Here is a 25528-nt window from a genome sequence, read left to right as displayed (position 1 = left end):
AACTATAAAAATGAATTATAGGAATATTCATAGCATTCCAATCACCATCGGGATTCTGATGTTTTTGCTCGCGACAAAGGCTTTTGCCTTTCAGACGGGTAAAAACAGGCTCCCTAATGTGTTATTTATTTTTGTAGATGATTTGCGTACCGACCTCGGATGTTACGGCAATACTGTGATCAAAACACCGAATATCGATAAACTGGCATCCGGGGCCGGTGTCTTCAGGCACCATTATGTACAGGTTCCCACTTGCGGAGCTTCACGTTGCTCCATGCTTACGGGGATGGCACCCAAAACCAGGGATCACCTGAGTAATGAGGCCATCCGTAACCATATTTCCGGAAAAAGTGAAAAAGAAGCTCCGGAAACCTTTATACATCACTTAAAGCGCAACGGTTACACTACCGTGGGTATCGGTAAGATAAGCCATTACATAGACGGACTATACGATTACACGGAAAGTTCCGAAGGTACTCCTCCGGAACTTCCTTACAGTTGGGATAGGTTTCTCTTTGATCCGGGCCAATGGAAAGACGGTTGGGATGCCTTTTTTGCGTATGCAGACGGTTCCAGCAGAATAACAAGGAAAAGACAGGTCAGGCCATACGAAATGGCTGAAGTTTCCGACGAAGGATATCCGGACGGGCTTTCGGCCAAACTCGCCATAAAGCAAATAGACAATCTCAGTAAAGGGGAAAAGCCGTTTTTTCTTGCCGTCGGATTCTTTAAACCGCACCTGCCGTTTAATGCTCCTAAAAAATACTGGGACTTGTATCGCAGGAATGCTATCCCGCTCACCCCGTCTCCCATGGTTCCGGAAAAGGTGAACAGCGCCAGCCTTCACAATAACAAGGAATTCAACCGCTATCTGCTTGGAGAGGAAAAACCCACCCCCGATACCCCTGCCTCCCGAGAATACTCCCGGAAAATAAGGCATGCTTATTATGCTGCGGTAAGCTATACCGATGCACTGATCGGGAAATTATTGGACAAACTTCAAAGCAAAGGGCTGGATAAAAACACCATTATTGTGTTGTGGGGAGATCACGGTTGGCAACTGGGTGACCATCGGATATGGGGAAAACACACGCTATTCGAAAAAGCACTGAAAAGTCCGCTTATTATCAGTGTACCTTCTATAACCCGGCAAAGACGGAATATCGATGAGATTGTGAGTAGTGTGGATATCTATCCGACACTTATAGAACTCTGCCAGGCCGAGATGCCACATAAAACTTCGGGTAAAAGTATGGTCGGACTCCTCCGGGGTGAAGATCCGGAATGGGAGGAAGCCGCTTACGGTTATTATAACAACGGTATTACTGTAAGGGTCCCCGGTTATCGTTATACCCGGTACTACCGGAACGAAAAACCTGTGGTTGAACTTTACGATCATCATAATGACCCGGAAGAAAATCACAATATCGCATCTGACGTTCCGGAGCTGCTATTAAAATTTGATAAAATACTCGAAAAAGGAAATACAGGATTATATCTAAATTAAAACAAAATGAAAATTTTAAGTAAAAACACTTCAATTATCGCATTATGCTTTGCTTCACTTACCATAACAGGCTGTGCAGACCGTGAAAAAGACGATACGCCCTGGCAGGATCTTTTTGACGGGAAAAGCCTGAGTGGCTGGGACCAGAAAAACGGGGAAGCCAAATACGAAGTCAGGGACGGAATGATCATAGGAACCACAAAACACGATACACCGAATTCCTTTCTCACCACAGCCAAAAATTACGGAGATTTTATTCTGGAACTCGATTTTAAGGTAGATCCGAGTATGAATTCCGGGATACAGATCAGGAGCAACAGCGATTCCGGTTATATGAATGGCCGCGTTCACGGGTACCAGGTAGAAATAGACCCTTCCGACCGTGCCTGGAGCGGTGGCATTTATGACGAAGCCCGTCGCGGATGGTTATATCCCCTCTCGGTAAATACCGCCGCAAAAAGCGCTTTTAAGCAGAACGAGTGGAACCACTACAGGGTCGAGGCCATAGGAGATACCATACAAACCTGGGTAAACGGGGTAGCTGCCGCCAACCTCGTCGATGATAAAACCCGTGAAGGCTTTATCGCACTGCAGGTACATGGCATCGGAAAAGATGATGAAGCCGGAAAACAGATCATGTGGAAAAACGTGAGGATTCTTACGGACAACCTGCACAAGTACAACCAAAAAAGTGATGCCCCGGTATTCAATACCAGAAACCAACTTACCGAAGCCGAGAAAAAAGACGGATGGAAACTGCTCTGGGATGGGAAAACGACAAAGGGATGGCGTGGTGCCAAAATAGAAAAGTTTCCCGAAAGCGGTTGGAAAATAGAAGACGGTACCCTCATTGTCCTGGCATCGGACGGTAAGGAATCTGCTGCCGGAGGTGATATCGTCACCCTCGACAACTACGGGGATTTTGACCTTAAAGCAGATTTTAAAATCACCAAAGGAGCCAACAGCGGTATCAAGTATTACGTAGACGCCGATCTCAACCAGGGAAAAGGCTCTGCCATAGGACTGGAATACCAGGTACTCGACGATGACAATCATCCCGATGCCAAACTTGGTAACCACGAAGGCAGCCGGACGGTAGCTTCGCTTTACGACCTGATTCAGGCAGACCCGAAAAAGCCTATTCACCCCGTAGGCGAATGGAATACGGCACGTATCGTCTCTAAAAACAATCATGTCGAGCACTGGCTCAACGGAGTCAAAGTGTTGGAATACGAGCGTGGCAGTGAAGCGTTCCGCAAACTCGTTTCGGAGAGCAAATACAAGAAATGGCCAGGCTTCGGCGAACTCGAAACCGGAAAGATCCTTTTACAGGATCACGGAAATGAAGTATATTTCAGGAATATTAAAATCAAACCTTTAAATAAATAAACCCATGACATCGAGAAGAAATTTCATATCCAAAACATTACTGGGTACCGCTGCCGTAACCATGAGCAATCCGCTGATGGGTATGTCTGCCGAAAGCTATCGCAGGATTATAGGCGCTAACGACAGGTTGAACGTAGCTATAGCCGGGCTGGGCCGAAGGGTCGGGGCTTTTTACCCGCCCATTGCCAAAAAAGAGGCCAATGCCCGCTTGCTCTACCTTTGTGATGTTATGAAAAGTCAGCGGGAAAGAGCCCTGAAAAATGTATCGGAGCACTTGGATTACACCCCTAAAACAGAGAATGATATTCGTAAGGTACTCGACGATAAAAAAGTAGATATCCTGATCAATGCCACACCCGATCACTGGCACACCCCCGGATCGGTTATGGCCATGCAGGCCGGTAAACACGTGTACGTGGAAAAACCGTGTAGTCATAACATGAATGAGAATGAGCTCCTTGTACAGGCTGCCGGAAAATACGATAAAGTCGTGCAGATGGGCAACCAGCAACGGTCGTCACAGCATACGACCAAAATTATTACGGAAATTCATAACGGGGCTATCGGAACACCGTATAAAGCTGTCGCTTTCTATACCAACTCACGTGGTGAAGTTCCCGTACAAAAATCAGCTCCCGTACCGGATGGACTGGACTGGGAACTGTGGCAGGGACCAGCCGTACGACGGGCCTACACCGACAATACCTGGGATTATAACTGGCATTGGTATGGCTGGAATTACGGTACTGCCGAAGCCGGTAACAATGCCACTCACGAACTGGACGTGGCACGATGGGCACTGGGCGTCGACTATCCGCATTATGCAGAAACCGAAGGAGCAAAAAGGCATTTCGAAAAAGACGGATGGGAGATGTACGACACCATGCTGGCCACATTTAAATTCAAAGATAACAAGATCATACAATGGGACGGAAAAAGTCGTAACGGTTACGATACTTACGGAGCCGGAAGAGGAACTATCGTTTATGGCAGCGAAGGTTCCGTATTTATGGACCGCGGACAATACCGCCGGTACGACCGTGCCGGAAAACTTGTGGACAGTTTCGACAGCAATAACAATGAAGCCGGTACCGCACTCGGTGGCGGAGGCAGCCTTACCACAGCACATATGATCAACTTCTTTGACACCATCCGGGGAAAAGCCAAACTAACCGCCCCTATAGACGATGCGAGTATCAGTATGGCCATGGTTCATTATACGAATATCGCCTACCGTACAGGCAAAGGGTTTTCTATCGATGAAAATACCGGCCGTATATACGATCGCGAAGCTATGCAGCTATGGGGCCGTACCTATGCCCCGGGCTGGGAACCCAAAATATAAGCTATCGGGAGAAGCCGCCGTGTTATAAGGCGGCTTCTCCTATTTATCCCGGTCCCGTACCCGAGCCTCCGGTTTCTCAGAATAACACACTCCACTCCACTCCGCTTTACGTACTAATTACTCCCTTTGGCGTAACCCCCCACCTCCCGGATTGTATATTTTTGCCGTTCGATTTATTATTTAGAATCAGTTTAAACAAATTGATCGAGTTATGGCACATCTTTCCGTACAATCACTGTTTTGGTTTATCCTTCTGACTATTTTTACCGTCAACATATATGCTCAGGCTCCTCTTACCATTGAGATAAGCGGCACCGTAACCGACCGTTCCGGTCTCCCGCTGGCTTATGCCAACATCGTAGCCCTGCGTAACACGGACAACAGTCCCGTTACAGGGACTACTTCTTCGGAAGACGGTACATTCTCCGTACGCATAACGGAAAAGGATTTTTACCTCAACATAAGTGTTATAGGTTTTGAAAACCGGGTGCTGAGAGATTTTGCTCCCGAAACCACGACCGTAAACCTCGGTACGATAATCCTCGACGAAAACAGGGAACAACTCGAAGAGATCGTAGTTAGCGCGGAGCGTAGCAGTACCGAATTCCGACTCGACAAAAGAGTGTTTAACATCGGAAAAGATATCAGCAATACCGGTGTCGGAGCATTACAGGTACTCAATACCATTCCTTCGGTCACCGTTAATATGGAAGGACGTATAAGCCTCCGCGGAAGCCAGGGCGTACAGATTCTGATCAACGGTAAGCCTTCCGTGCTTACCAGTGGCGACAGTAATGCTTTGGGGACCATCACGTCCGACCGGATAGACCGCATCGAAGTTATTACCAATCCGTCTGCAAAATACGATGCCGAGGGTACATCGGGTATTATCAATATCATCCTCAAAAAAGATGAAAAGCAGGGTATGCACGGTGCAGTGACCCTCAATACCGGGATACCGGATAATCACAGTATAGGGCTCAGCATGAACCGAAGAACGGAAAAATGGAATATCTTCGGGCAACTCGGAATCGGGCGGCGCTCTTTTCCCCAGGAATCGGATATCCGAAGCCACGACCTCGTCAACCGTACGGAACTGTATATGAACGGAGCGGAAACCCACAATGAGAAATTCTACCAGCTGAATCTGGGAGCCGATTTTCATCCGGATAAAACCTCGGTCATTACCCTTTCCGGCCGGTATGCCCTGGAAAAAGAAAGCGGCGGGTCCGATTTTTTATACACGCTCTACGAAGAGAACACCGATGCGCTCAGTAGCTGGAAGCGCGATGAAGATACAGAGGCCGATAACCCAAAGTTTGAATATGAACTCCAGTACAAAAAAGATTTCGATAAGACGGGAGATCATACCCTGCTGCTCAGTGCACTCGGGTCTTACTTCCGTAAAGACCAGGAATCTTTATACCGAAATACCCGGGTAGCCGGCAATTATGAGAACACGCTACAGCAAATGCAAACCGACTACGAGATGGCCGAATACACTTTTAAGGCCGATTATACGCTTGCCCTGGCTACAAATGCCATCCTGGAAGCAGGCTCCCAATATGTACTCACCTCCGTCACCAACGACTATGAAGTGCTCGAAACCCGCAACGACACCTGGGTTCCCGACCCCGATTACACCAATATTTTCGAATACCGGCAGCATGTACTGGCCCTCTACAGTACGGTGGCTTATGAAAAAGACCGATGGGGAGTCAAACTCGGACTTCGTATGGAAGCCACGGACCTGAATACCTTGCTTAAGAACGATCAACGCAAAAACGACAGGAAGTATCATAACTTTTTCCCCACCGTCCATACATCGTTATCCATCTCGGAGCAGCTTTCACTGCAGGCCGGATATTCCAGACGCATCAAACGCCCGGACCTATGGGAACTCAATCCCTTTTATGCCATCCGTAACGATTATGACGTTTATGTAGGAAACCCCGATCTTGACCCCGAATACACCGATGCTTTCGAGATTACAGCGATCAGTAAATGGCAGGGAGTTTCCTTTAACCTTGGTGCCTATTATCGCTATACGACCGACGTCATGGAAACCGTTATGCATTTCGAAGAAAATGTTACCGTGGTCACCCCGGATAATATCGGTTCCAGTGCTACGACAGGTATAGAGGCCAATGCCAAATACAACCTGTCCGACCGGGCTTCCCTGCATTGGGACCTCAACTATAACTATCTGGAGCGCAACGGATCGTTTCAGGACAGGTCTTTTGACTTTAATACCACCCAGTGGCAGACACGCCTGCTATCCAAATTCCGGATTCCGGGCGGGCTGGACCTGGAACTTACCGGTAATTACGAATCCGGTTTCCGGAATGTTCAATACCGGATGCGTGAAAAGTGTTATATGGATGCAGGACTCCGAAAAAAGATCTTTAAAGGTCGCCTGGTAATGAACCTGAGTGTTCGTGATGTCTTTGCTTCCAAAAGATTTAGCCCGGTTACCATTACGGATAGTTATACCCTGCTCAAAGAAGAACGCAACGGGCGGTTTGTCACATTCGGTCTTAGTTTTGGCTTTGGTAAAGGAGATGCTATGGAATACTCCGCTCAGAAACAATTCTGACCCTGTTGAACATCATTTAATGCTCCGGAAGAGCATACTCCTGTTTGACCCGAAAAGCGCAAACGAAAACTTTATTTGCCTGCCCTACCCGCTTCGGGTCCATGAATGATTCTTAATATTTATTAAGATTTTTCATGTCTTTTAAGGCTTCAAAATACCTATTCCCTTTAGTATCTACAAAAAAATCCCTTATAGATAAGAAATAATCCCTCTCAGATAAGCATTTGTTAAAACAAGCTGTTAATTTAGATCCGTTTTTACGGATTTCCTTTTTTAAGAAATCTTTTATCCGATTACCTTGTACCATAAAAACCAACGTAATATCTACCCCTTAAAACAAAACGATGAAGTACTTTATTTTCTTTCGGGCAATCCGTGCTTCCGATACCGACGGAAAACGGAACATTCACTACGAATGGTATATTGCACCTCCCGGAAGTTCATTCGGGAAAAGGAATGATAGATTTGAACTTCACAAACCCTGTATTAATACGGAAGCCGCATGGCAAAAACTTAAAAAACGCTTGAAACTCGATTCGGATCTCTGACCTCTTTTCTTCCAAACAACCCGGAAAACAGTGGAGATCTGCTTCATTAGGCCGAAAGGCCTCACCAGCCACGAATACACGAGATACCCCGTACTGCCCCATATACCCATCGTGTATTTGTGGCTATTTTTAAGCTGCTTTCAGGCTCCCATAATAGTCCTTATAACCGCAAAAAGGCTGTGTTTTTGAGATAATCTCCTCGTTTTTTTACTTTTCCTTACTTACAATACATTTTTAACAAAGTGGTCTCAGCCCTTTGTTTCATTACATCTATAAGAATTTTCTCCTGTATTTGAGTGTGCTTTTTTAGGATGGAAATCGAAATAATGTAAAATTAGGATATATTTTAATTTTTCTTTCCTGAATTTTATATTATCAAAATGAGATGGTTACGTCAATGTTTGCTCCTTGGACCGGAACAAAACCTACGAAGATACGATCCTCAAAGTATCTGCCCAGCTCGCCCGCGACCCAACGGCCAGACCATAACTAACCATTCTATCTATATAAAGTTTTGGTGATCGGAGTTATGGTGTACAGGCTAAATTGGTTTGGTGTTAGGTACCGTAACTCCACCCAAAACAATATAAATCTGCCCCAAAAGATGAAAAATACTGTTTTAATTATACCCGGTTTTTTACAAGGTACAGAAATGTAGGTATAGAAGTTATTTGTTTTATTACCCCCTCTTTACGCAAGATTTTCGATTATTGGTGATGCATTAATTTTAAAAATTTAAGTATAACACATTGAATACAAAAATATTGAATACTGTTTTGGATTTTACATTTGATTTTATAAAACCTGATAAGGCCCCTCCCTCCCGATAGTCGGGATGATAAAGGGAGGTGGTCAAACTTTAGTTTGGACGGAGGGTTAGAAAGCCCGGAGCACTGGTAAAACATAAAAGTTTAGGATTAAATCCCAAGGCTTGGGCCTGGTCAAACTTCCCGACCCACCGAAGGTGGCCCACCCCTCTTCATCTGAAGAAGGGAGCTTATAAAAGCTGTTATAACTAAGATCATCCCAAGGACTAAAATTTTAACGCATCAGCAATAATTTTCGATGGTAAAAATGTTCGGGCCCGGCCCGGTCAGGCCAATCCCCTCTGTTGACCGCCTTTGCCGAATGGGTACCGTAAATGTTAAATGTAAAATCCGGGAATAGTGCGACAACAAGACCCCGGGAATAATCTGCCATTGTTAAGAAAGGCATAAAGACCGGTGCGTTCCTGCCTTATTCTACGATAACTGTTTTACCTTCGACCCGGAAATTCAGGTCTTCATTGATTGCGGACAGGGCATTGAGAATATGCTGTAAACTCTGTTTACGGCTTAACATCCCACCCAAACGGCGTGACATCAGACTTTTATTTTTAAATTCTACCTGTACATCATACCAGCGGCCCAGCACGTCCATCACTTCGTTCAGGGTTTTATTCTCGAATCCGAAAAGCCCTTCTTTCCACGCCATGGCATTATATACATCTACTTTACTAATAACGATATCGGGATCGCGTTCGGTCACTACGGACTGTTGCCCGGGAACGAGCTGCTTGTGCCGTTCTCCGTTGTTTATGGCTACTTTACCTTCTATGAGTGTACTGGTGACGGCCGTATCTTCACGATATGCCGAAACATTAAACTGTGTGCCAAGTACTTCTATTTCCTGGTTTCGCGTGGTTACGCGAAACGCACTTCCCCCATGAGCTTCTGCCGGAGAAACCTCAAAAAAGGCCTCTCCGTATACCAGATCTACTATTCTGGGCTGCCCATCCGCAAAGGATTCCGGATAACGGATCCTGGAATCGGAATTGAGCCATACCCTTGTACCATCGCCAAGCTGAAGCATAAACTCTCCGCCCCGCGGAACGGTAAGTTCGTTGAAGGACACGCTGGATTCAGGTGCGTTTTTCCCCGTGTAGGTTACGGATATCCCGTCACTGCTTGCAGTAGCAGAAGAGTACTCCTCCCCTGCTCTGAGCGCTACCTCTGTACCATCGCCAAGCGTTAAAACAGCCTTACTGCTTCCCATCTCTATAACAGCCTGAGGCATATCCTGCTGTGTCTGCATGTCCTTGTAGAAATACACGCTCAACGAAATGAGCAAAGCCATTCCGGCTGCTACCATATAAGGAGCAAAGGACACCTTCTTACGTCTTTTGCGATAGCCCGGAGCCGCAAGGTGTAATCGTCTGGAAATTTTACCCCATGCTTTCACAGTATCTATATCGCTATGCGGAAGATTACCGGTACGTAAAAAGCGCTTTCGCTGCCTTTCGAAATATTCCCTGTTGCTACGGGACTGCCCGTACCATTCGTCAAAAACCTCTTTCTCCTCAGGATTAAGCGTTCCCTCGAGTTTCTTAATAATTAGTACAAATTCCATCTCTCTCTACCCTTTTTAAGGGTTAATCCTGCTTTAAGTGTTCAATTCAACGGGAAATCATTCATTCGCAAATAATACCCCTTTATCTTTTCGAAATAAGCGACATGTTCCGGGGATTCTTCATACCAGTGATTGAAGATGACTTCCTCTTCGATAGTCAGGTCACCTTCCAGCTTTTTTAAAATGAGTATAAACTCCATTTACTATTGGTTTATCATGTATATACTCTACTCCTGCCGGGTACACTCTTGTTCTTTTTCCGTACTGGTTACATCGTCCCGATCTGTCCCCCTATTCGTATGTCGTCACAGTTTTTACATATTATCACTGCCCAGATAATTATCCCGAAACCTTTGATAATAGCTTCGGTTAAATTCGCTACTGTTATACCATTGGTCAAAGATCTTTTCTTCATTGACGGTGAGTTTACCGTCAAGTTGTTTAAGTAACACTAAAAATTCCATAGCATATTATATTTGAGGTTGTTTATACTTTCCTGTGCTCCATGTTCTTTTCTCCGAAAGCGTTCTTCTTCTCAAAATATACGCCGCATACTATCGCTTTTCTGTAATTTAAAAGATCCCCTCCTGCGTTTGCGAAATGAGGCGCAGAGACATTGCGACCTACGCCCCACCCAATCCTAACTCAAATAACCCTAACTACCATGAGCAACCGAAAACCTCCGATGCCCTTCCCGGATATAACCTTTTTGTTCACAGTTTTCCACAGCTATTTCCACTTTTCAACTACGCATCCCTGTCCGGGAAAAAAGCGGGTATTGCCTTAAAGAAAGCTGCACAAAAAGTGAATATCCTTGTGGTAACAATCATTTAATCCTAAGATAAATTTAGGTGGAAATTGTTGACAAAACATAGTCTTCCAAACGATCACAGCCGCATCTCTTTGTCCTTATCAGTCGGACACAAAACATAAAAGACATTTATGCACAACATTTTATATACACAGGAGTTTATAAAAAACAACCTGATAAAACTGATTTTTTCAATTCTCCCGAAGCCTTCGGTCTCTTCCGGATCTCTTAAATACCGGGCAGATATAGCCTATACCTACCATATTCAACCTTTTCAAAAACAGACATGAATCGCATTTTATCACGGTGCTTACGATCACAAAAAATAGCCCCGGTGAATGCTGTACGCTTATCACCGGGGCCGGGGGGTTAAGCAGAAAAAATTCCTGCCGTTATGATTATGGTAAACTTTAACGAAAAAAGGATCCCAGGAGCACAAAGATGGAGATCGCTTTATGAATATCTGCCCTGGCCCTGCTGATTTGTTTTTTAACCGAACCTATGGATATATTCAATGCCTCGGCAATTTCCCGGTATTTGTAGTTCTCAAAAAAACGCATTTTAAAGATCTGCTGCATTTGTGCCGGAAAAGTATCTACGATATCCAGTACACGGCTGTAGAGTACTTTGTCATATTCCTCTTCTTCAGGGGTACTTTCATATTCGCTATGCAGCGTTGCATAGAGCTGTAAAAATTCCTTTTCATCCGTAACATTCTTCTTTTTCAATGCCTGGAGACTATGGTTCCTGACCATCTTGAACATGTAGGATTTCAACGATACCCGGATCTCGAGATAATGTATGTTTTCCCATAAGATAACAAAGGCCTCCTGTACAACATCTTCACTTTGATCTCTGTCGCATAGGTAGCTGTCTGCGTATAGTACCAACCTTTTATAAAGGAGATCGAAAAGTCTCCGGAAGGCCAGTTGATTCTTCTTTCTTATTTCCCTGATAAAAAAATCCGTATCTTCCATATTTACCCATTAAAGCCCTGTCTTAGTTAATTTTCGGGTGTTCACTCCCATACCTGTTTTCATAACGAAAAGGAATAGTCATTGAAAAAGATAAGGGCCATTAAGAACACCGTATGTCATGCATTTTACGGATATAACGTATACAGGACAACAAAAAAACCGCCTTGTATAAGGTATAATCGTATCCACTGGTATTATAAACCAGGTGCACAAAAATTTTAGGGAATGGTACCGGATCTGGCGTAGTTTTCCAATCCGAAACCGTGTCAGGAATTCCCTCTTGTAACCTCAAATATCAAAAGGGATAAGGGTGGACTGTGTTCTGATAACTCGTTTACTGTTCGTACAATTTTAAAAAACCAAAGGGGATGTTTGGATCAAGCCGTAATTGTAATATGACTACAAATTACCAAAATTTTACGAAAAAAAATAAAAATTTTACCATACACCATACCTGACCGGAAATTTTATTCCCTATATCATGTTGCCGACCCCGGAAAACGAGGAAAATCCCCTCTTATACCCCAATACACTATTCCCCTGTTTTCCGGGACTTTATGTATAAACTCACCATACATAAAATCGGCTTAGCATGACTTATTGCCATACTTACGTAAAAACTTTAGGAGAGGTTTTTATTTTTTTATTTTTTCTGCTCCGGGATCAAAAAGTGATGATATAACCTGAACATACAGACTGCCTTTCAGGATTTTTATCACGGTTAATCTTAAAAATGGGTGTCCGGTCGTTTATATAAGGAATGATTAAGATTATTTCGATGATGCGGCTAATATACAAAATTCTTTTAAATATGGATTATAGTCCATTGAAGACTATAATTTTTATGCGGCTATTTGTATAGATGCATGATTCGCTGACAGAAATAGAAAAGTATATTATCCAAAAGGTAAAAGAGATACGTGAAGAACGTGGCGTTACCCAGGAAGACCTTTCGCTGGAACTCGGCAAGGGAAGCTCTTTTATAGCACATATAGAAGCTCCTTCGAAAACGGCAAAATACAATATCAAGCACCTCAATGATATCGCACGTATTCTCAAATGCTCACCAAAAGATTTCTGGCCCGATAAAGCATACTAACACCCGGGTGTTCTTACTGCAATAATTTTCAAGAAGCACGAAACCTTAGTAGACAGTCTTCTTTAAGACACGGAACAAACAGCGTCCGGATGCCGAATTATGTCCAATTTGTTTCAACCTCCAAAAATCAGGTTGACGACTTGAGGTTTACCTTCCTTCATACGGAACAGAAAGGCTATGGTGGTTTCCGAAAAATATTGTTCTCCCTCCTCTTCCACCATTTCGGCTCTTACAAACAATACATTAAAATCACCACATTGTCCGTTCTTATCATCGGGACGAAATTCATACCGGATGTCCTTACTGTGCATAGATTCTCTGAGTGCAGATTTGAGCTGCGTATACGAATAGTGTTTAATGACTTCCCCGGTTACAAAAGTTTTTAAGGATGTCGTATCATCCTCCTGATAAGCTGCCTGCATTTTATGCACGATGTCTTTAATCTGTACCGAATCGGCCTCGGCGAGACAGGGACCGGCATTAATACTAAAATCCCCCGAAAAAGATACGGGACTGTCACTTTTTCCGTTTTCGTTTTTTTTACATTGTATGAAGAGCAGAACCAGGAAGATCAGCAGTATGTTTTTCATGGTCAATATATTTAATAAAGATGCTATAACCTAAAAAATCTGGTTGTAGCACTGGTTACTTCTTCCGGTTTTTTGTTCATGGTATCGACTTCGGAATGTCGGAAATAATTTATCGTCGATCACAATGATCACTCGATATGCCCGGTACTATATCCTCACGGGATACCAGATTTTAAATCCGGATATGCCAACCGTAAATCATGCCGTCAGGAAAAATATTTCAAGGCATTTATTCCGGAAACCGCTGATAACCGGATCACGAAACCGGCAGACACAGGTTTACTGCGGGAAAAGAATATCGGGATCAAATAAATACAGGGGATGATATGTGCCATCCCCTGTGGCAATATTTGATTTGCTCGTTTACGTTAATGAATACTAATAAAGGGGCAGGTACTTATACCCACTCATTGGTATGATTACCTCCACCGCAGTCGAGCATTCTGCAGGACACCGTAAAGGTTTCCGTAAGGGGATTGTCTCCGGATGCATCAAAGTTCTCTTTGTACTTTACCAGATAACCTTCGGTAAAATTAACTTCCTTGAGTTTGGCATCCGTATCACGTTTAAGATAAGTGATCGTTCCGTTCTTTCGTTCGAAGTTGTTTGTCATCCACTCGAAGAAAAAAGAATCTCCTGTAGATTCAACTGTAAAATAAATGCGCCCTCCGCGTGTAACGGAAGAAGGGCGTCCTGTGGCATCTACTTCCTGTGCCAGATCGTAATTGACGTTCAAGACATTTACTTTCTTGCCGCCAACATTTAATGTTGCTTTAAATGACATAATACTAAAAATTAAGGTTAAATAAATAAAAATACCAAATCAAATATTGAATAAATACAGTAGGCAAGATATTAAAATATAACCTTTTACGCAAGAAAATATGTATAAATACCAGTTTTCAGGGATAAAAAAAGTATTATTATACGGTCTCCCGAAAACCGATCAACGCTCATAAATAGTATTATAATACCCTATGAAATGTAAGAAAAAATCGATAAAAAAATTCCTGCAGCTCTCGTTATTTCCTCGATCTGAAATTCAGCAAACGTCAGGGAAAACAGTTCTCCTTAAAAATACCCGGAGTTATTACCTGAATGAGCTCCCCGGAACAAACGGAAACATACCGCAACTACATATACTCACAACATACAAATAGTTGGTTCTGCTACACTAATCGACTCCAGAACAACAAAGCGCTTTATCCCGGCTTTTTCCGATTATGGTTTAAACGGGTTCGTCCTCCTGTTATCGGAATTCATATTTCAGGGTAACGCCATAAGTAAGCGGGTCTCCGAGTACGGCCGCATAATGCCCTGCACTTCCGCTGGCCGGCAGTAACTGCTCAAAATAATCTTTATCGAGTATATTGCGCCCCCATACAAAAACCGTCAGTCCCTCCTCCGCCCGAAATCCGAACCTGGCATTTAGGATACCGTACCCCGGGATATTGAGATAGCGGGAAGGTGACGGACTTGAAGAAAACCCGGAGCGGAAAAAAGAATCAAAGCCGAAGAAAAAACTACCGCTCTGTTTGCGGAATGTTATACGGTCCGAGTGCAGTTCTCCCCCGACAGTTCCGGCCCAATTGGATATTCCGGGTAATCTTCCCCCGGAAACATCTTTAAAAGCCTGCGTTCCTCCAACCTCTTCCAGAGGTACCGGGGCGTTTTCGAATTTTATATACTTCCCCTCCGTATAGGCTACAGAACCAAAAAGGGAAAGGTGCTCACCATAATAAACATGCCCCTCCAGCTCTGCTCCCCTGACCCTTACTTTACCGGCATTGGACAGGTAACCGCGATTTACACCCAGTTCGGGTGTTTGTACGACGGTCTGAAAATCTCTGATAGCCGTGTTGTAAAACGTAACATTCAAAGCCGTACCGGGAGTAGGTTTCGATTTGAACCCCGCTTCGATATGGGTCACATATTCCGGTTTTACTTCGGCAAGGTCGAGAAGCGGCTCTCCGTTTTCGGTAGGAAGCCCTCCCAGATTGACGCCTATAGGTTTATAACTGGTCGAAAACGTACCATAGGTATTAAAAGATTTCACCGGTTGATATTTCAGGGTCAACTGACCGGAAAAATTGGTATTACTGACGTCAGTAGTAAACTGCTGATCGGAATACACCCGGTTTTTCAATGCGAGCAGTTCGGGATCATCTGTTGGCAATCCGCCATAGGTTTCCCTTGTGTAGTCTACATCCTTGGTGTCGTAGTTGAACCGTATTCCCGGTAATACGTGAAACGTTTCACCGATTTTCCAGTCGACATTGGCAAATACGGCCCCACTGAAACTTTTCAGACGGTTTGTGGTCTTAATACCGTATGCCTCCAGAAGCCCGGGTGTTTCCCATAACGGATCCTGGGTATTTTGCACGAACCTCCATTGAGCCGCCCCGGATTCCTGGGTATGTACGGGATCGGATCTCAGGTTTTGTGCCAATACGAAGACTCCGATCACAGCACTTAAACGGGTGGTGAAATCTCCTGCATACCGGATTTCCTGAGACCACTGATCGTGACGAGAAGGAGCCTGAGAGAGGTTCAGTACCGGGAGGCCTGTAAAGTCCCGGTCGTTAGAAGGCCCCCAGTTCCAATACCTCCAGGCCGTGGTAGAGGTCAGTGTTCCCCCGGCAAAGTGAACATCGGCATTCAGGGAGAGTCCCCCCAATTGGTTCAGCGAACGCCAGGGGGTATCGTGGTCTATCACCCGGTCAAAGGGATTACGGCTCGGTAATTCATATCCCAGATCGGCAATAATCCGGTCGAATTGCCGGAATTCCGGACGCTGTGTCTTCACTACCCCTGCAAAAACCTGGGCATAGCCATTGGGTTTCTGGCTGGACAGATCCCCGATAAGGGTAATATCAATATCTTCGTGAGGTGTAAATAATAGCTGTCCGCGAAACCCGATGTTATTCAGCGTATTGACGTGTTCGTCCCGTGCTACGTTATACACCGTACCGTTGCGCTGTGTCCCGGAAAACGATATCCTTCCGGCCAGTCTATTAGCTATCAATCCCCCGGTCACCGAACTTTTTGCCTGGACAAAACCATATTTACCAAAGCTGGTTTCAAAAACAGAAGACGGGTCAAAAGAAGCTTTACGCGTGGTGATATTAAAGGCTCCCGCCGTAGTGTTCTTACCAAAAAGCGTTCCCTGGGGTCCCCGTAATACCTCAATACGGTCGATATCGATAAAATCGAGCGTAGTGACTGCCGGACGGGCATAATACACCCCGTCCACATAAAAACCGACCCCGGGGTCGATCCCGTCATTCGTCAGCCCGAATGTAGATCCGAGCCCCCGTATATTCAAAGTCGTATTCCTCGGATTGGAAGAATACAACTGCACCGAAGGTACCAGTTCCTTAATCCGGTTCACGTTAAATGCCCCGGTCTCTTCTATTTTCCCTCCCCCGATCACCGATACCGGAATGGGAACTTCCAGGGCACTTTCATTTCTCCTTCTTGCCGATACGACGACCTCGGCCAGGAATGCCGAAGAAGGCAAAAGTGTTACATTCAGGAAACCCGCTCCTGTAACAGTAAATTCTTTAGTCGTGTAGCCGAGATAAGAGAACTCCAGACGTACGGGAAGTTCACCTGTAAATTCCAATAGAAAATTCCCCTCATCATCGGTTGTGACGCCTACGGAAGTTCCTTTCACCCGTATAGAAGCACCGGGCAAAGGCTGCCCGTCATCATTATCGGTGACCCTCCCTCGTATAAGATGCTGGGCTTCTGCACCAAATCCGCCGAGCAGTAAAAAAACGGTAAAAAATGTAACGATCTTTTTCATAGTTTAAATTCACATTATTCCTATATAATTAATAGGTTTTTTGGTTAAAAAAATTTAGAAACGAAATAGGTTTTCCTTCGGTGAACGGAAGATATATCCCGCCCACCGGATTTTCGGAAAACTGTTATTGTAGTGAGGGTGCACTGCGTTAGCGGTGCAAAACCCTGCTATTTTGTATTGATCTTTGCAAAAGCCTGTTGCAGGTCTGCTTTGAGGTCTCCGATATCTTCGAGACCTACGGAGAGCCTGATGAGATCTGCGGTTACTCCCGTGGTTTCCTGTTGTGCTTCGGAAAGTTGCTGATGGGTGGTACTGGCCGGATGAATGATCAGCGATTTGGTATCTCCTATGTTGGCAAGCAGCGAAAAGAGTTTTGTATGGTCTGCTATGATCTTGGCAGATTCATAACCTCCTACTGCACCGAAGGTAAGCAAACCGCTTTGTCCCTTATCGAGGTATTTCTGTGCGAGGCCGTGATACGGGCTGCTTTCCAGTCCGGGGTAGTTTACCCAGGCCACTTCCGCTCTCGACTCCAACCATTTCGCGAGCTCCAGAGCATTCTCGCTATGCTTCTTGATCCGTATCTCCAGAGTCTCTAACCCCTGAATGATCTGGAAAGCGTTGAAAGGGCTCAGGGCCGACCCGAGATCCCGGAGTCCTTCTACCCGTACCTTGGCTATAAAAGCGGCCGGTCCGAGTGCTTCGTGATACACCAGCCCGTGATATCCCGGCGAAGGTTCTGTAAATTCCGGGAATTTTCCACTGCTCCAGTCAAACGTACCGGCATCGATTATAGCCCCGCCGAGCGATGTTCCGTTACCACTGATATATTTGGTGAGCGAATGGATGACGATGTTCGCTCCATATTTGATAGGATTGATAAGTGCAGGCGAAGCTACCGTATTATCCACAATAAGTGGTATCTGGAATGCTTTGGCCTCTTTGGAAACCGCTTCTATATCTACCACATCCAGTTTTGGGTTACCGAGGGATTCCAGAAAATAAACCCTGGTATTATCGCGGGTGGCCTCACGGAAGTTCTTCGGATCGGAGGGATCGACAAATGTGGTGGTGATACCGAGCCTGGGCAGGGTGACGTTAAGCAGGTTATATGTCCCGCCGTACAGACTGCTCGATGCCACGATATGATCGCCGGCTTTAAGCAGAATGAGTAAAGCCGTACTCAGGGCTGCCGTACCAGAGGAAGTCACTACTGCCCCGATACCACCTTCGAGCGCCGCAAGACGTTGTTCCAGTACATCGTTGGTCGGGTTGTTGAGACGGGTATAAATATAACCCGGCTCCGTAAGACTGAACAGGTTGGCCGCATGATCGGAATTATTGAAGACATATGATGTGGACTGGTAGATCGGTACTGCCCTGGTGCCTCCGTGTGCACGGAAATCATGTCCGGCATGCAGGGCATTCGTTGAAAATTTCTGATCGCTCATAATTCTGTTTTTTGTTCTGAGTTTTTGGTTTTATATGTTCGTATTATACTTTTGATCTATCTGAATTTCTTCTCGCCGGCGGTTACCGCTACCTGCAGGATATTTTGCTGTGGTGGCAACGGACAGGTCGCGTAAGGGGTAAAAGCACAAGGCGGGTTTACAGCCCTGTTAAAGTCCAGCCAGGTAGACCTCACGCCTCCGGGCAACATCTTCCGGCACCGATTCCTGTCCCGGCCCTTTCCTGCAGGAAAAAAATGAGGCAAGCACAACTAATAATATTCCGGAAAACACGCGGTTCGTATCGCAATATTTCATCGTTAAAGATTTATCCGTTGCCCAGGGCGGATTCGAACCGCCGTAAAAGCCTTTGCAGGGCTTCACCTCGCCACTCGGTCACAAGGCAATATATTCATATTTTTTACATTTTACACCCGGCCTGTTTTTTCTAACAAGACTTTGTCTCCATACTGTTTTTCTAACACATATCTTCTGTTTGCCCATACGGAGAAGCAAAAAAATCCCCATGATAAACACGGGGAGTAAAAGGCAAACAATTATAGAAACAGCATACCGCTATCCTTACGGTTCCTTTTAACTCCCCCGATCGTTCATACAACACATTATTTTCTTCATCACTGGTATCATTTGTTCGCCACAATGCTCTGTTATGGGACAAATGTATACAATTTTATTTAAAACCACAAAACCTATGGATTAAATAGGATTAATATTTTAATGGATATAATATCAGGGAACACACCACTTCTATATTCGTTAAAAACGAAATATCAACATTTTAAACCTAATACAAAACAGGAATTATTCTAAATAAAATATTTATTCCTACTAAATCTATAGAATTAATTATTTTATATTTACCTTCGCCCCGTGTTCCTGTTTCTTCCAAAACAGAACATTGTCGTCATACCGGAACCACAAGCACCTGAAACCATAATTTGTAAGGTTCCCGAATTTTTAAACTAAGAATATAATGACCGCTTTGCACATGATTAAAGACCGGCTCTCCAAGATAAGCTTCAAGCAGATAGGAATTGCCATTCTGGTACTCAAACTCCTGCTTGTTATCTATTTTGTTTATATTATCAGTACCGGTGAAGGCAATGTATTTTCTTTTGACAGCACATTTTTTACTTTTGTCGCCATCGGTTTTTTTGCCCAGCTTATCGATGGAGCACTGGGAATGGCTTACGGAGCCAGCAGTAATGCCCTGCTCCTTCATTTCGGCGTATCACCGAGGATTGCTTCTGCCAGTATTCACACTGCGGAAGTATTTACCACAGGAGTTTCGGGGCTTTCCCATCTGCGGTTTAAGAATATCGATAAAGCTTTACTGATCCGCCTGGTCATACCGGGTGTTATCGGGGCTGTTGCCGGAGCGTACCTGCTTTCCGATATTCTGGACGGTGGTATGGTAAAACCCTATATTTCTGCCTATCTCCTCATTCTCGGAAGCATGATCCTTTACAAAGGTATCCGCAACAAACACAAAGAGAAAAAAGAAGTCAAACGGGCCGGGCTGCTCGCCTTTATCGGAGGGCTTTTAGACGCCATAGGCGGCGGAGGCTGGGGCCCCATAGTCACATCCAATATTATCAACCAGGGAAAAAGTCCACGTGAAACCATAGGCACCGTTAATACCGCAGAATTTTTTATTACTTTTTTCGCCACCGGTATTTTTCTGTACTACGTGGGTATCGACAGCTGGCAGGTAGTTCTCGGGCTTATTATAGGAGGGGTTTTTGCTGCTCCGATCGGGGCTTTTCTGGCCTCACGGATCAATAAAAAAGTACTGTTTATCGTTGTGGGAATGGTTGTTATACTCACTTCATTACTTACCATATACAAAACGATAGGCGAGTATTCTCACTTCATTGTATCTCTTATAAGTTAACTGTTTTTACGCTATTTCAGGCTCGTTTCCCGGGACGGCCGGCTATTTCCCTATTTCATAAATGCACGGAATGGACTGCTTCATCTCATCATTTTTTTGAGTACGTAAAGTTATCTTCTTATTATTGCATATATTTTACCTGTATATATGCTATCCAGAAAAGCCAAATACGCTCTTAAGGCTCTTGTTTATATTCATGAGCATCCGGAATTAGTACCGGTTTCCACCAAGGAAATATCGGAGGCGGAAAAAATTCCGTATAAATTCCTGGAAGCGATCATGAACACCCTGAAACAAAGCCGGGTCGTGAAAAGCCGACGCGGCCCAAAAGGTGGTTACAGCTTTGCCAGGCCGCCGGAAGAAATTACGGTAGCCGCCGTAATGCGTATCATAGACGGCCCTATAGCACTTACCACCTGTACTTCGGAAAATTTTTATGAAACCTGCGAAGAGTGCGTAGATGAAAAAACATGTAAAGTCCGTAAAATGTTTTTACAGTTGCGGACATCCATGCTGCCTGTTCTGGAAAAATCTATCGTGGACATGTAAAACAGTTCCTATCCGACCGATATTATGAGATCGTACCTTCCGTCTTTTCTCTTCTTCCTTCTGCTCTTCCCTGTTCCCCGTATATTTTCGCAATCAGGGGCTGATCCGGAAGCAACCAGGATAGCATTTCTCGCCGATGTACATCTGCAGGACCTTTACGGTACATTTACAGATACCGGATACCGGGGTATTATAAACCCGGAAACGGGCAAATATACCTTGCTGCGCACTATGGGTGCCCAGTTGCACTCTACCCGTATATTTAACGAGAATTACTTTGCTTTCCTTACAGCACTTCAGGATATTGCAGCACGGGGCATACGCCTGGTAGCCCTTCCCGGTGACTACTCCGATGACGGGCAGCCCATACATGTCAATGGACTCCGGCATATCCTGGACCATTATTCCGGGCAGTACGGTATGCAATTTTTTATCACCACAGGAAATCACGATCCGGTAGGGCCATTCCGGCAGGAAGCCGGAAAATCTGATTTTCTGGGAGCGGGTGGCAAAAACCAGCTTATTACCAGTATCGCAAAAGACACGGTCCGGAATACAACAACGGCCCTTCCCCCGGTTTTTTCCCGGGATATTGCCAAATCGGGATACGCGGATATTATGAAAACCCTGGAGCATTTCGGGTTCTACCCTTCCCCTGATAATCTCTATTGGGCTACGCCTTTCAGCACCTATACCCCGGATTCCTATACCATCGAAAAAGCACGGGAAGCCGGAAGACTCCAAAACCGCATGTACGATGTTCTCCCGGGTTATCCCGTACCGGATGCAAGTTATGTCGTAGAGCCCGTACCCGGACTATGGCTCCTTGCCCTGGACGGCGATGTACATATCCCCGAAGACCCCACCGTTTCCCCGGAGCACGCCGGAAACTACAGCGGGGCCGGAACGGGATATAAAAATGTACTTTCTCATAAGCAGCATCTCATCGGCTGGGTCAAAGAGATCACCGCCCTGGCCAGAAAGTACCATAAAACGCTTATTGCCTTCAGTCATTTTCCAATGATCGATTTTAACGATGATGCCTCCCCCCTGCTCGAAAAACTGTTCGGTGGCAAAAAATGGCAACTGGGCCGTGTTCCCCCCGAGGCAGTAGCAGAGACCTTTGCAAAGGCCGGACTACGCGTCCACGTAGGCGGGCACATGCATATCAACGACACCGGTATCCGCAATTACGATACCGGCGACTGGCTCGTCAATATTCAATCTCCTTCTCCAGCGGCTTATATGCCCGGGTATAAAATACTCACCATACATGATGAAGACATAGAAGTAGAGACCGTTTCCCTATCGGACGTCACCGAGTTCAGGGCGCTTTTCCCGCTATATGAAACCGAATACGAATATCTGCAAAACCGGGAACAGCCACTGTGGGATAAGAGCATCCTGCGGAGCAAGACCTATAAGGATTTTACCCTGTGGCACCTCCGCGAACTGGTACGTCTGCGTTTTTTAAAAGACTGGCCCGAAGAACTCCGGGAAGCGATCCTCGCCCGGAAGGGAACCGATTTTATAGCTATGATCAGTAATCCGCAACACAAGAAAGAACTGCGCAAATCAGGACTGCGTTATCGCGATTTCCGGAAATGGGACGGCAGGGATCTCCTGTACGACTTTTACAAACTCCGCAATGCGGACGAACTCGCCTTTGCGGATATCCCGGAAAAACGTATAGCCCAGTACAATTATCTCGCGGAACACTATAGAAAACTCCCGTATAACTCCCCCTTACATTCCCGGTTGCAACTCGTTTTCGAATGTCTCCACCACTTCTTGCACGGCGCTCCGGCAGCCCATTTTCGCATCGATATGGTATCGGGAACATTGAAAGCCCTTCCCTGATCTCCGGTGTGCGGCCCTGATCTGAAAAATAAAGCATCCGTTAAAAGAGTCTCCATGTTCTCCCCGTTGGTCATCGGAAACAAGTAGTTGATTTTCAGACATAAGAATATTTTTTTTCATTTTGGCACAGCATTTGGTATATGCTAATCAGTAATTGTGGCCACAACAAAAACAATTGCTGACATTTAAAAAGAACATTATGAAAAATCTGTTTATACTATTTGCTACCATGCTCCTGGGTACGGACATGGAGGCATCGGAGGAGCTTACCAACTATTACAGCAGGTATAGCGGAGATTCTTATATATTTACGGAAGGTAACGTTGAATTTTCCGTATATCCCGACGGACAGTTCGACTTCAGTTACCTCGGCAACCGCAGAACACAGCTCAATATCAATACTCCCGGAATGTCCTTTAGCTTTAATTCGGGCTATAATTACGACCCGTACGTGCAATACGACAACTACGGAGCAGTGATACAAATAGAAAATATCCCTGTTTTCTATGATGACTACGGGCGTATCATCCAGGCCGGAAATGTTTTCATCCGTTACAATAACGGGTATCTCGTACAATTGGGAGGCATGGTTATCCACTATGACAACTACTGGCATTTCACGCACTATACCGGGTATATCAACACCTTAAACAGGCGGTATATTTACAGACCCTGGCATACCTATTACACGATGCCTTACTATACGTACAGTGTGGTTTATACCACACCTTACCGCAGGTATTATACACCCGTACGTTATACCTATGCATATCATAGCACCCATTATAACGGAAGCAGATCATATGCCAACAGCAGAAGGGATTTTTACCTTCCCGGAACACGCACACATTACCAGGACGGCAGAACCGTAGTTAACAGTTCGTACAACAGAAGCACGGACCGAAGGGCAAGCAACGCTATTACGTACAGAAGAGAAGACCAGGTACTGAAAAACAATGCTTCTACTTCAAGGAGAACCTCAACACCTGTAACTTCGAACAACGCTTCCGGACGTTCTTCTGCCACAGACCGGCAGTCAGAGAACAAAAGCAGGAAAAGTACAACCGCTACAGCAACAGACCGTCGAAGTGCCAATACTTCCGGTACGACTCGCAGCAGCAGTACACCTGTTACAACCCGCACATCCGCGAGAACTTCGCAAGAGCGAAGTGACAATAGCACAACAGCCCGGAGCAATTCCGCTTCCCAAAGCAGCCGGACTTCCGTGACCAGAGGTACTTCAGGAGTACAGCGCCAGACCACTCCGGTACGACAAAGCTCCGCCACAAGCCGTACCTCCGGGAACAGCAACAGGCAAAGCAGTAGTACTTCGAGAAGCAGAAGTTAGACAGAGGTAACGAAAAACGGGGCTACCCAAAGTGGTGGCCCCGTTTTTTATTAAAGTGAGAACTATTGCCTTACTTTAGGATATTGCATACATAAATCCGGGCTTACCTCATGGCCTGATATGCCGGATTATCGGTTTACCGGTAACATAAAAAAATTACAAACAAACAGGTCTTGTGCGAAAAGACTCCCTGTTGTTTTGGCGAACGGTATAAAAACCATACTTTTGAAACTGACCGGCATCCCCGCCGTCTTTTAAGGAATTCCTGCTATGTTTGGCAATAAAAAAACATCACAGATCATTATGATCATCGCTGCGGCCATCACCGTTTTCGGGGTGATCACTGGCCGGTTTTTCTTCCTGTTCCTCATCCTTCCGCTGGGATTTCTTTTCAACAAGAAAGAGGATTAATTTTTCGGCTGTACAACGGTTATGTTTTTCTTTATTAAGCCCCTCTTTTAAATTCGCTTAAAAGTATGGCTGTCGCCGTTGCGACATTCAGGCTTTCTGTCTTTTGCAACTTCCCGAAACGGGGAATGGACAGCGTTCGGTCTGCCAGTTTCCTGATGTTTTCGGAGAGCCCGTTGGCTTCATTGCCCATAACCAGTATACCCTTATCCGGAAGTGTTGCTCCGTAGACATTCTCTCCGTCCATATCGGCGACAAACACGGGCAGGTCTGTTGTCCTGATCAGGTCTTCTATTTCGGTATAAGCGACATTTACCCGTGCCAGCGATCCCATGGTAGCCTGTATGACCTTGCTGTTATAGCAATCTACGGTACCACGACTGCAAACGAGATGTTCTATACCAAACCAGTCGCATAACCTGATGATGGTTCCCAGGTTTCCCGGATCCCGGATATCGTCAAGCGCTACGATAAGCCCGGAAGGAACCACAGATTCGGATTGTGGAATTTCAAAAAGGGCCAGTGCTGTATTGGGAGTTTTCAACTGGCTTATTTTTTTCAGTTCCTGTTCCGAAATTTCCCGGACAAGACCGGTGGCAAGGTCGAACTGCGTTGTAGATGTAGTATACAGTGCTTTCAGTGGCACTCCGGCCTCCAGAAGTTCCCGGATAACCTTTATCCCCTCGGCGATAAACATTCCGTGTTTGCTCCTGTACTTTTTTTGGTGTAAACCCGTTATTAGCTTAATTTCGTTCTTACTAATCATCCGTTACCGTGTATTTTTTCCGTACAGCTTCAGTACCGATCCCGGAACAATGCTATAAAAAATAGGTTTTACTCCTATTTTACGGGAGGAATTCACACATTTTTTTTTCATCTTTGTTTCTGCATTATACAGTGCTGTAAACTTTAAGTATCCGGGATCGATAATCTGTTAAACCT

Annotated in this window: 21 protein-coding genes and 1 tRNA gene; 11 read left to right on the top strand and 11 right to left on the bottom strand. The window is 45.2% G+C overall.

Annotated features, from left to right (window positions below):
- Positions 1-10 precede the first annotated feature (10 nt).
- The 5 genes from BT112_RS09975 to BT112_RS09955 all read left to right on the top strand — a co-directional run bounded on the left by BT112_RS09975 (position 11) and on the right by BT112_RS09955 (position 7385).
- Complete coding sequence (locus tag BT112_RS09975; protein WP_072317224.1) at positions 11-1507, top strand: sulfatase; 1497 nt, start codon at positions 11-13, stop codon at positions 1505-1507.
- Positions 1508-1513: 6 nt separating this feature from the next.
- Positions 1514-2896 carry a 3-keto-disaccharide hydrolase gene (locus tag BT112_RS09970; protein WP_072317223.1) on the top strand — a complete coding sequence of 461 codons (1383 nt, stop codon included), beginning with the start codon at positions 1514-1516 and terminating at the stop codon, positions 2894-2896.
- Positions 2897-2900: 4 nt separating this feature from the next.
- Entirely contained in the window at positions 2901-4241 is a 1341-nt protein-coding gene (locus BT112_RS09965; protein WP_072317222.1) for a Gfo/Idh/MocA family protein, read from the top strand.
- A 211-nt stretch (positions 4242-4452) separates the two neighbouring features.
- Positions 4453-6837, top strand: a complete 2385-nt coding sequence (locus tag BT112_RS09960; RefSeq protein WP_072317221.1) for a TonB-dependent receptor — start codon at positions 4453-4455, stop codon at positions 6835-6837.
- A 344-nt stretch (positions 6838-7181) separates the two neighbouring features.
- Positions 7182-7385: a hypothetical protein gene (locus BT112_RS09955; protein ID WP_072317220.1), complete on the top strand. Its 204-nt coding sequence runs from the start codon at positions 7182-7184 to the stop codon at positions 7383-7385.
- Between the two features lie 1236 nt (positions 7386-8621).
- On the opposite strand, the gene BT112_RS09950 is transcribed toward BT112_RS09955, so the two are convergent.
- The 4 genes from BT112_RS09950 to BT112_RS09940 form a co-directional block, all read right to left on the bottom strand.
- Positions 8622-9773 carry a FecR family protein gene (locus tag BT112_RS09950; protein ID WP_072317219.1) on the bottom strand — a complete coding sequence of 384 codons (1152 nt, stop codon included), beginning with the start codon at positions 9771-9773 and terminating at the stop codon, positions 8622-8624.
- A gap of 41 nt (positions 9774-9814) precedes the next feature.
- Positions 9815-9973 (bottom strand): hypothetical protein, encoded by a 159-nt coding sequence (locus tag BT112_RS21825; protein WP_175545774.1) that lies wholly within the window; start codon positions 9971-9973, stop codon positions 9815-9817.
- Positions 9974-10087: 114 nt separating this feature from the next.
- Positions 10088-10237: a hypothetical protein gene (locus BT112_RS21820; RefSeq protein ID WP_175545773.1), complete on the bottom strand. Its 150-nt coding sequence runs from the start codon at positions 10235-10237 to the stop codon at positions 10088-10090.
- Positions 10238-10994: 757 nt separating this feature from the next.
- Positions 10995-11561 carry an RNA polymerase sigma factor gene (locus tag BT112_RS09940; protein WP_072317217.1) on the bottom strand — a complete coding sequence of 189 codons (567 nt, stop codon included), beginning with the start codon at positions 11559-11561 and terminating at the stop codon, positions 10995-10997.
- Between the two features lie 862 nt (positions 11562-12423).
- Here BT112_RS09940 and BT112_RS09935 point away from each other — a divergent pair.
- Positions 12424-12660 (top strand): helix-turn-helix domain-containing protein, encoded by a 237-nt coding sequence (locus BT112_RS09935; protein WP_139276097.1) that lies wholly within the window; start codon positions 12424-12426, stop codon positions 12658-12660.
- Between the two features lie 113 nt (positions 12661-12773).
- Here BT112_RS09935 and BT112_RS09930 read toward each other — a convergent pair whose 3' ends face one another.
- The 6 genes from BT112_RS09930 to BT112_RS09900 form a co-directional block, all read right to left on the bottom strand.
- Entirely contained in the window at positions 12774-13250 is a 477-nt protein-coding gene (locus tag BT112_RS09930; protein ID WP_072317216.1) for a hypothetical protein, read from the bottom strand.
- A 397-nt stretch (positions 13251-13647) separates the two neighbouring features.
- The gene (tssD, locus tag BT112_RS09925; protein WP_072317215.1) at positions 13648-14034 is read right to left on the bottom strand and encodes a type VI secretion system tube protein TssD; all 387 of its coding nucleotides are present in this window, start codon (positions 14032-14034) and stop codon (positions 13648-13650) included.
- A 465-nt stretch (positions 14035-14499) separates the two neighbouring features.
- On the bottom strand, positions 14500-17058 hold the full coding sequence (locus BT112_RS09915) for a TonB-dependent receptor (protein ID WP_072317213.1): 2559 nt from the start codon (positions 17056-17058) through the stop codon (positions 14500-14502).
- Positions 17059-17225: 167 nt separating this feature from the next.
- Positions 17226-18509, bottom strand: coding sequence for an O-acetylhomoserine aminocarboxypropyltransferase/cysteine synthase family protein (locus tag BT112_RS09910; protein WP_072317212.1), 1284 nt, complete (start codon positions 18507-18509; stop codon positions 17226-17228).
- Between the two features lie 56 nt (positions 18510-18565).
- A complete protein-coding gene (locus tag BT112_RS22210) occupies positions 18566-18718 on the bottom strand; it encodes a DUF1684 domain-containing protein (RefSeq protein ID WP_217652361.1) in 153 nt (50 codons plus the stop codon).
- A gap of 123 nt (positions 18719-18841) precedes the next feature.
- Positions 18842-18912: transfer RNA gene (locus tag BT112_RS09900), tRNA-Cys, on the bottom strand.
- Positions 18913-19500: 588 nt separating this feature from the next.
- Here BT112_RS09900 and BT112_RS09895 point away from each other — a divergent pair.
- From BT112_RS09895 to BT112_RS21815, 5 genes are all read left to right on the top strand, one after another.
- On the top strand, positions 19501-20421 hold the full coding sequence (locus BT112_RS09895; protein WP_139276096.1) for a sulfite exporter TauE/SafE family protein: 921 nt from the start codon (positions 19501-19503) through the stop codon (positions 20419-20421).
- Between the two features lie 147 nt (positions 20422-20568).
- Complete coding sequence (locus BT112_RS09890) at positions 20569-20970, top strand: RrF2 family transcriptional regulator (RefSeq protein WP_072317211.1); 402 nt, start codon at positions 20569-20571, stop codon at positions 20968-20970.
- Positions 20971-20994: 24 nt separating this feature from the next.
- Entirely contained in the window at positions 20995-22830 is a 1836-nt protein-coding gene (locus BT112_RS09885) for a metallophosphoesterase family protein (RefSeq protein ID WP_072317210.1), read from the top strand.
- Between the two features lie 199 nt (positions 22831-23029).
- Positions 23030-24178, top strand: a complete 1149-nt coding sequence (locus BT112_RS09880; RefSeq protein WP_072317209.1) for a hypothetical protein — start codon at positions 23030-23032, stop codon at positions 24176-24178.
- Between the two features lie 270 nt (positions 24179-24448).
- Entirely contained in the window at positions 24449-24589 is a 141-nt protein-coding gene (locus BT112_RS21815) for a hypothetical protein (protein ID WP_175545772.1), read from the top strand.
- 34 nt (positions 24590-24623) lie between these two features.
- Here BT112_RS21815 and BT112_RS09875 read toward each other — a convergent pair whose 3' ends face one another.
- Positions 24624-25352, bottom strand: a complete 729-nt coding sequence (locus BT112_RS09875; RefSeq protein ID WP_072317208.1) for a TrmH family RNA methyltransferase — start codon at positions 25350-25352, stop codon at positions 24624-24626.
- Positions 25353-25528: the final 176 nt, after the last annotated feature.

This window comes from Sinomicrobium oceani (assembly GCF_900119185.1).
Lineage (GTDB): Bacteria > Bacteroidota > Bacteroidia > Flavobacteriales > Flavobacteriaceae > Sinomicrobium > Sinomicrobium oceani.
The sequence above is the reverse complement of the archived record's forward strand: the minus strand, read 5'-3'. Positions and strand labels throughout refer to the sequence as shown.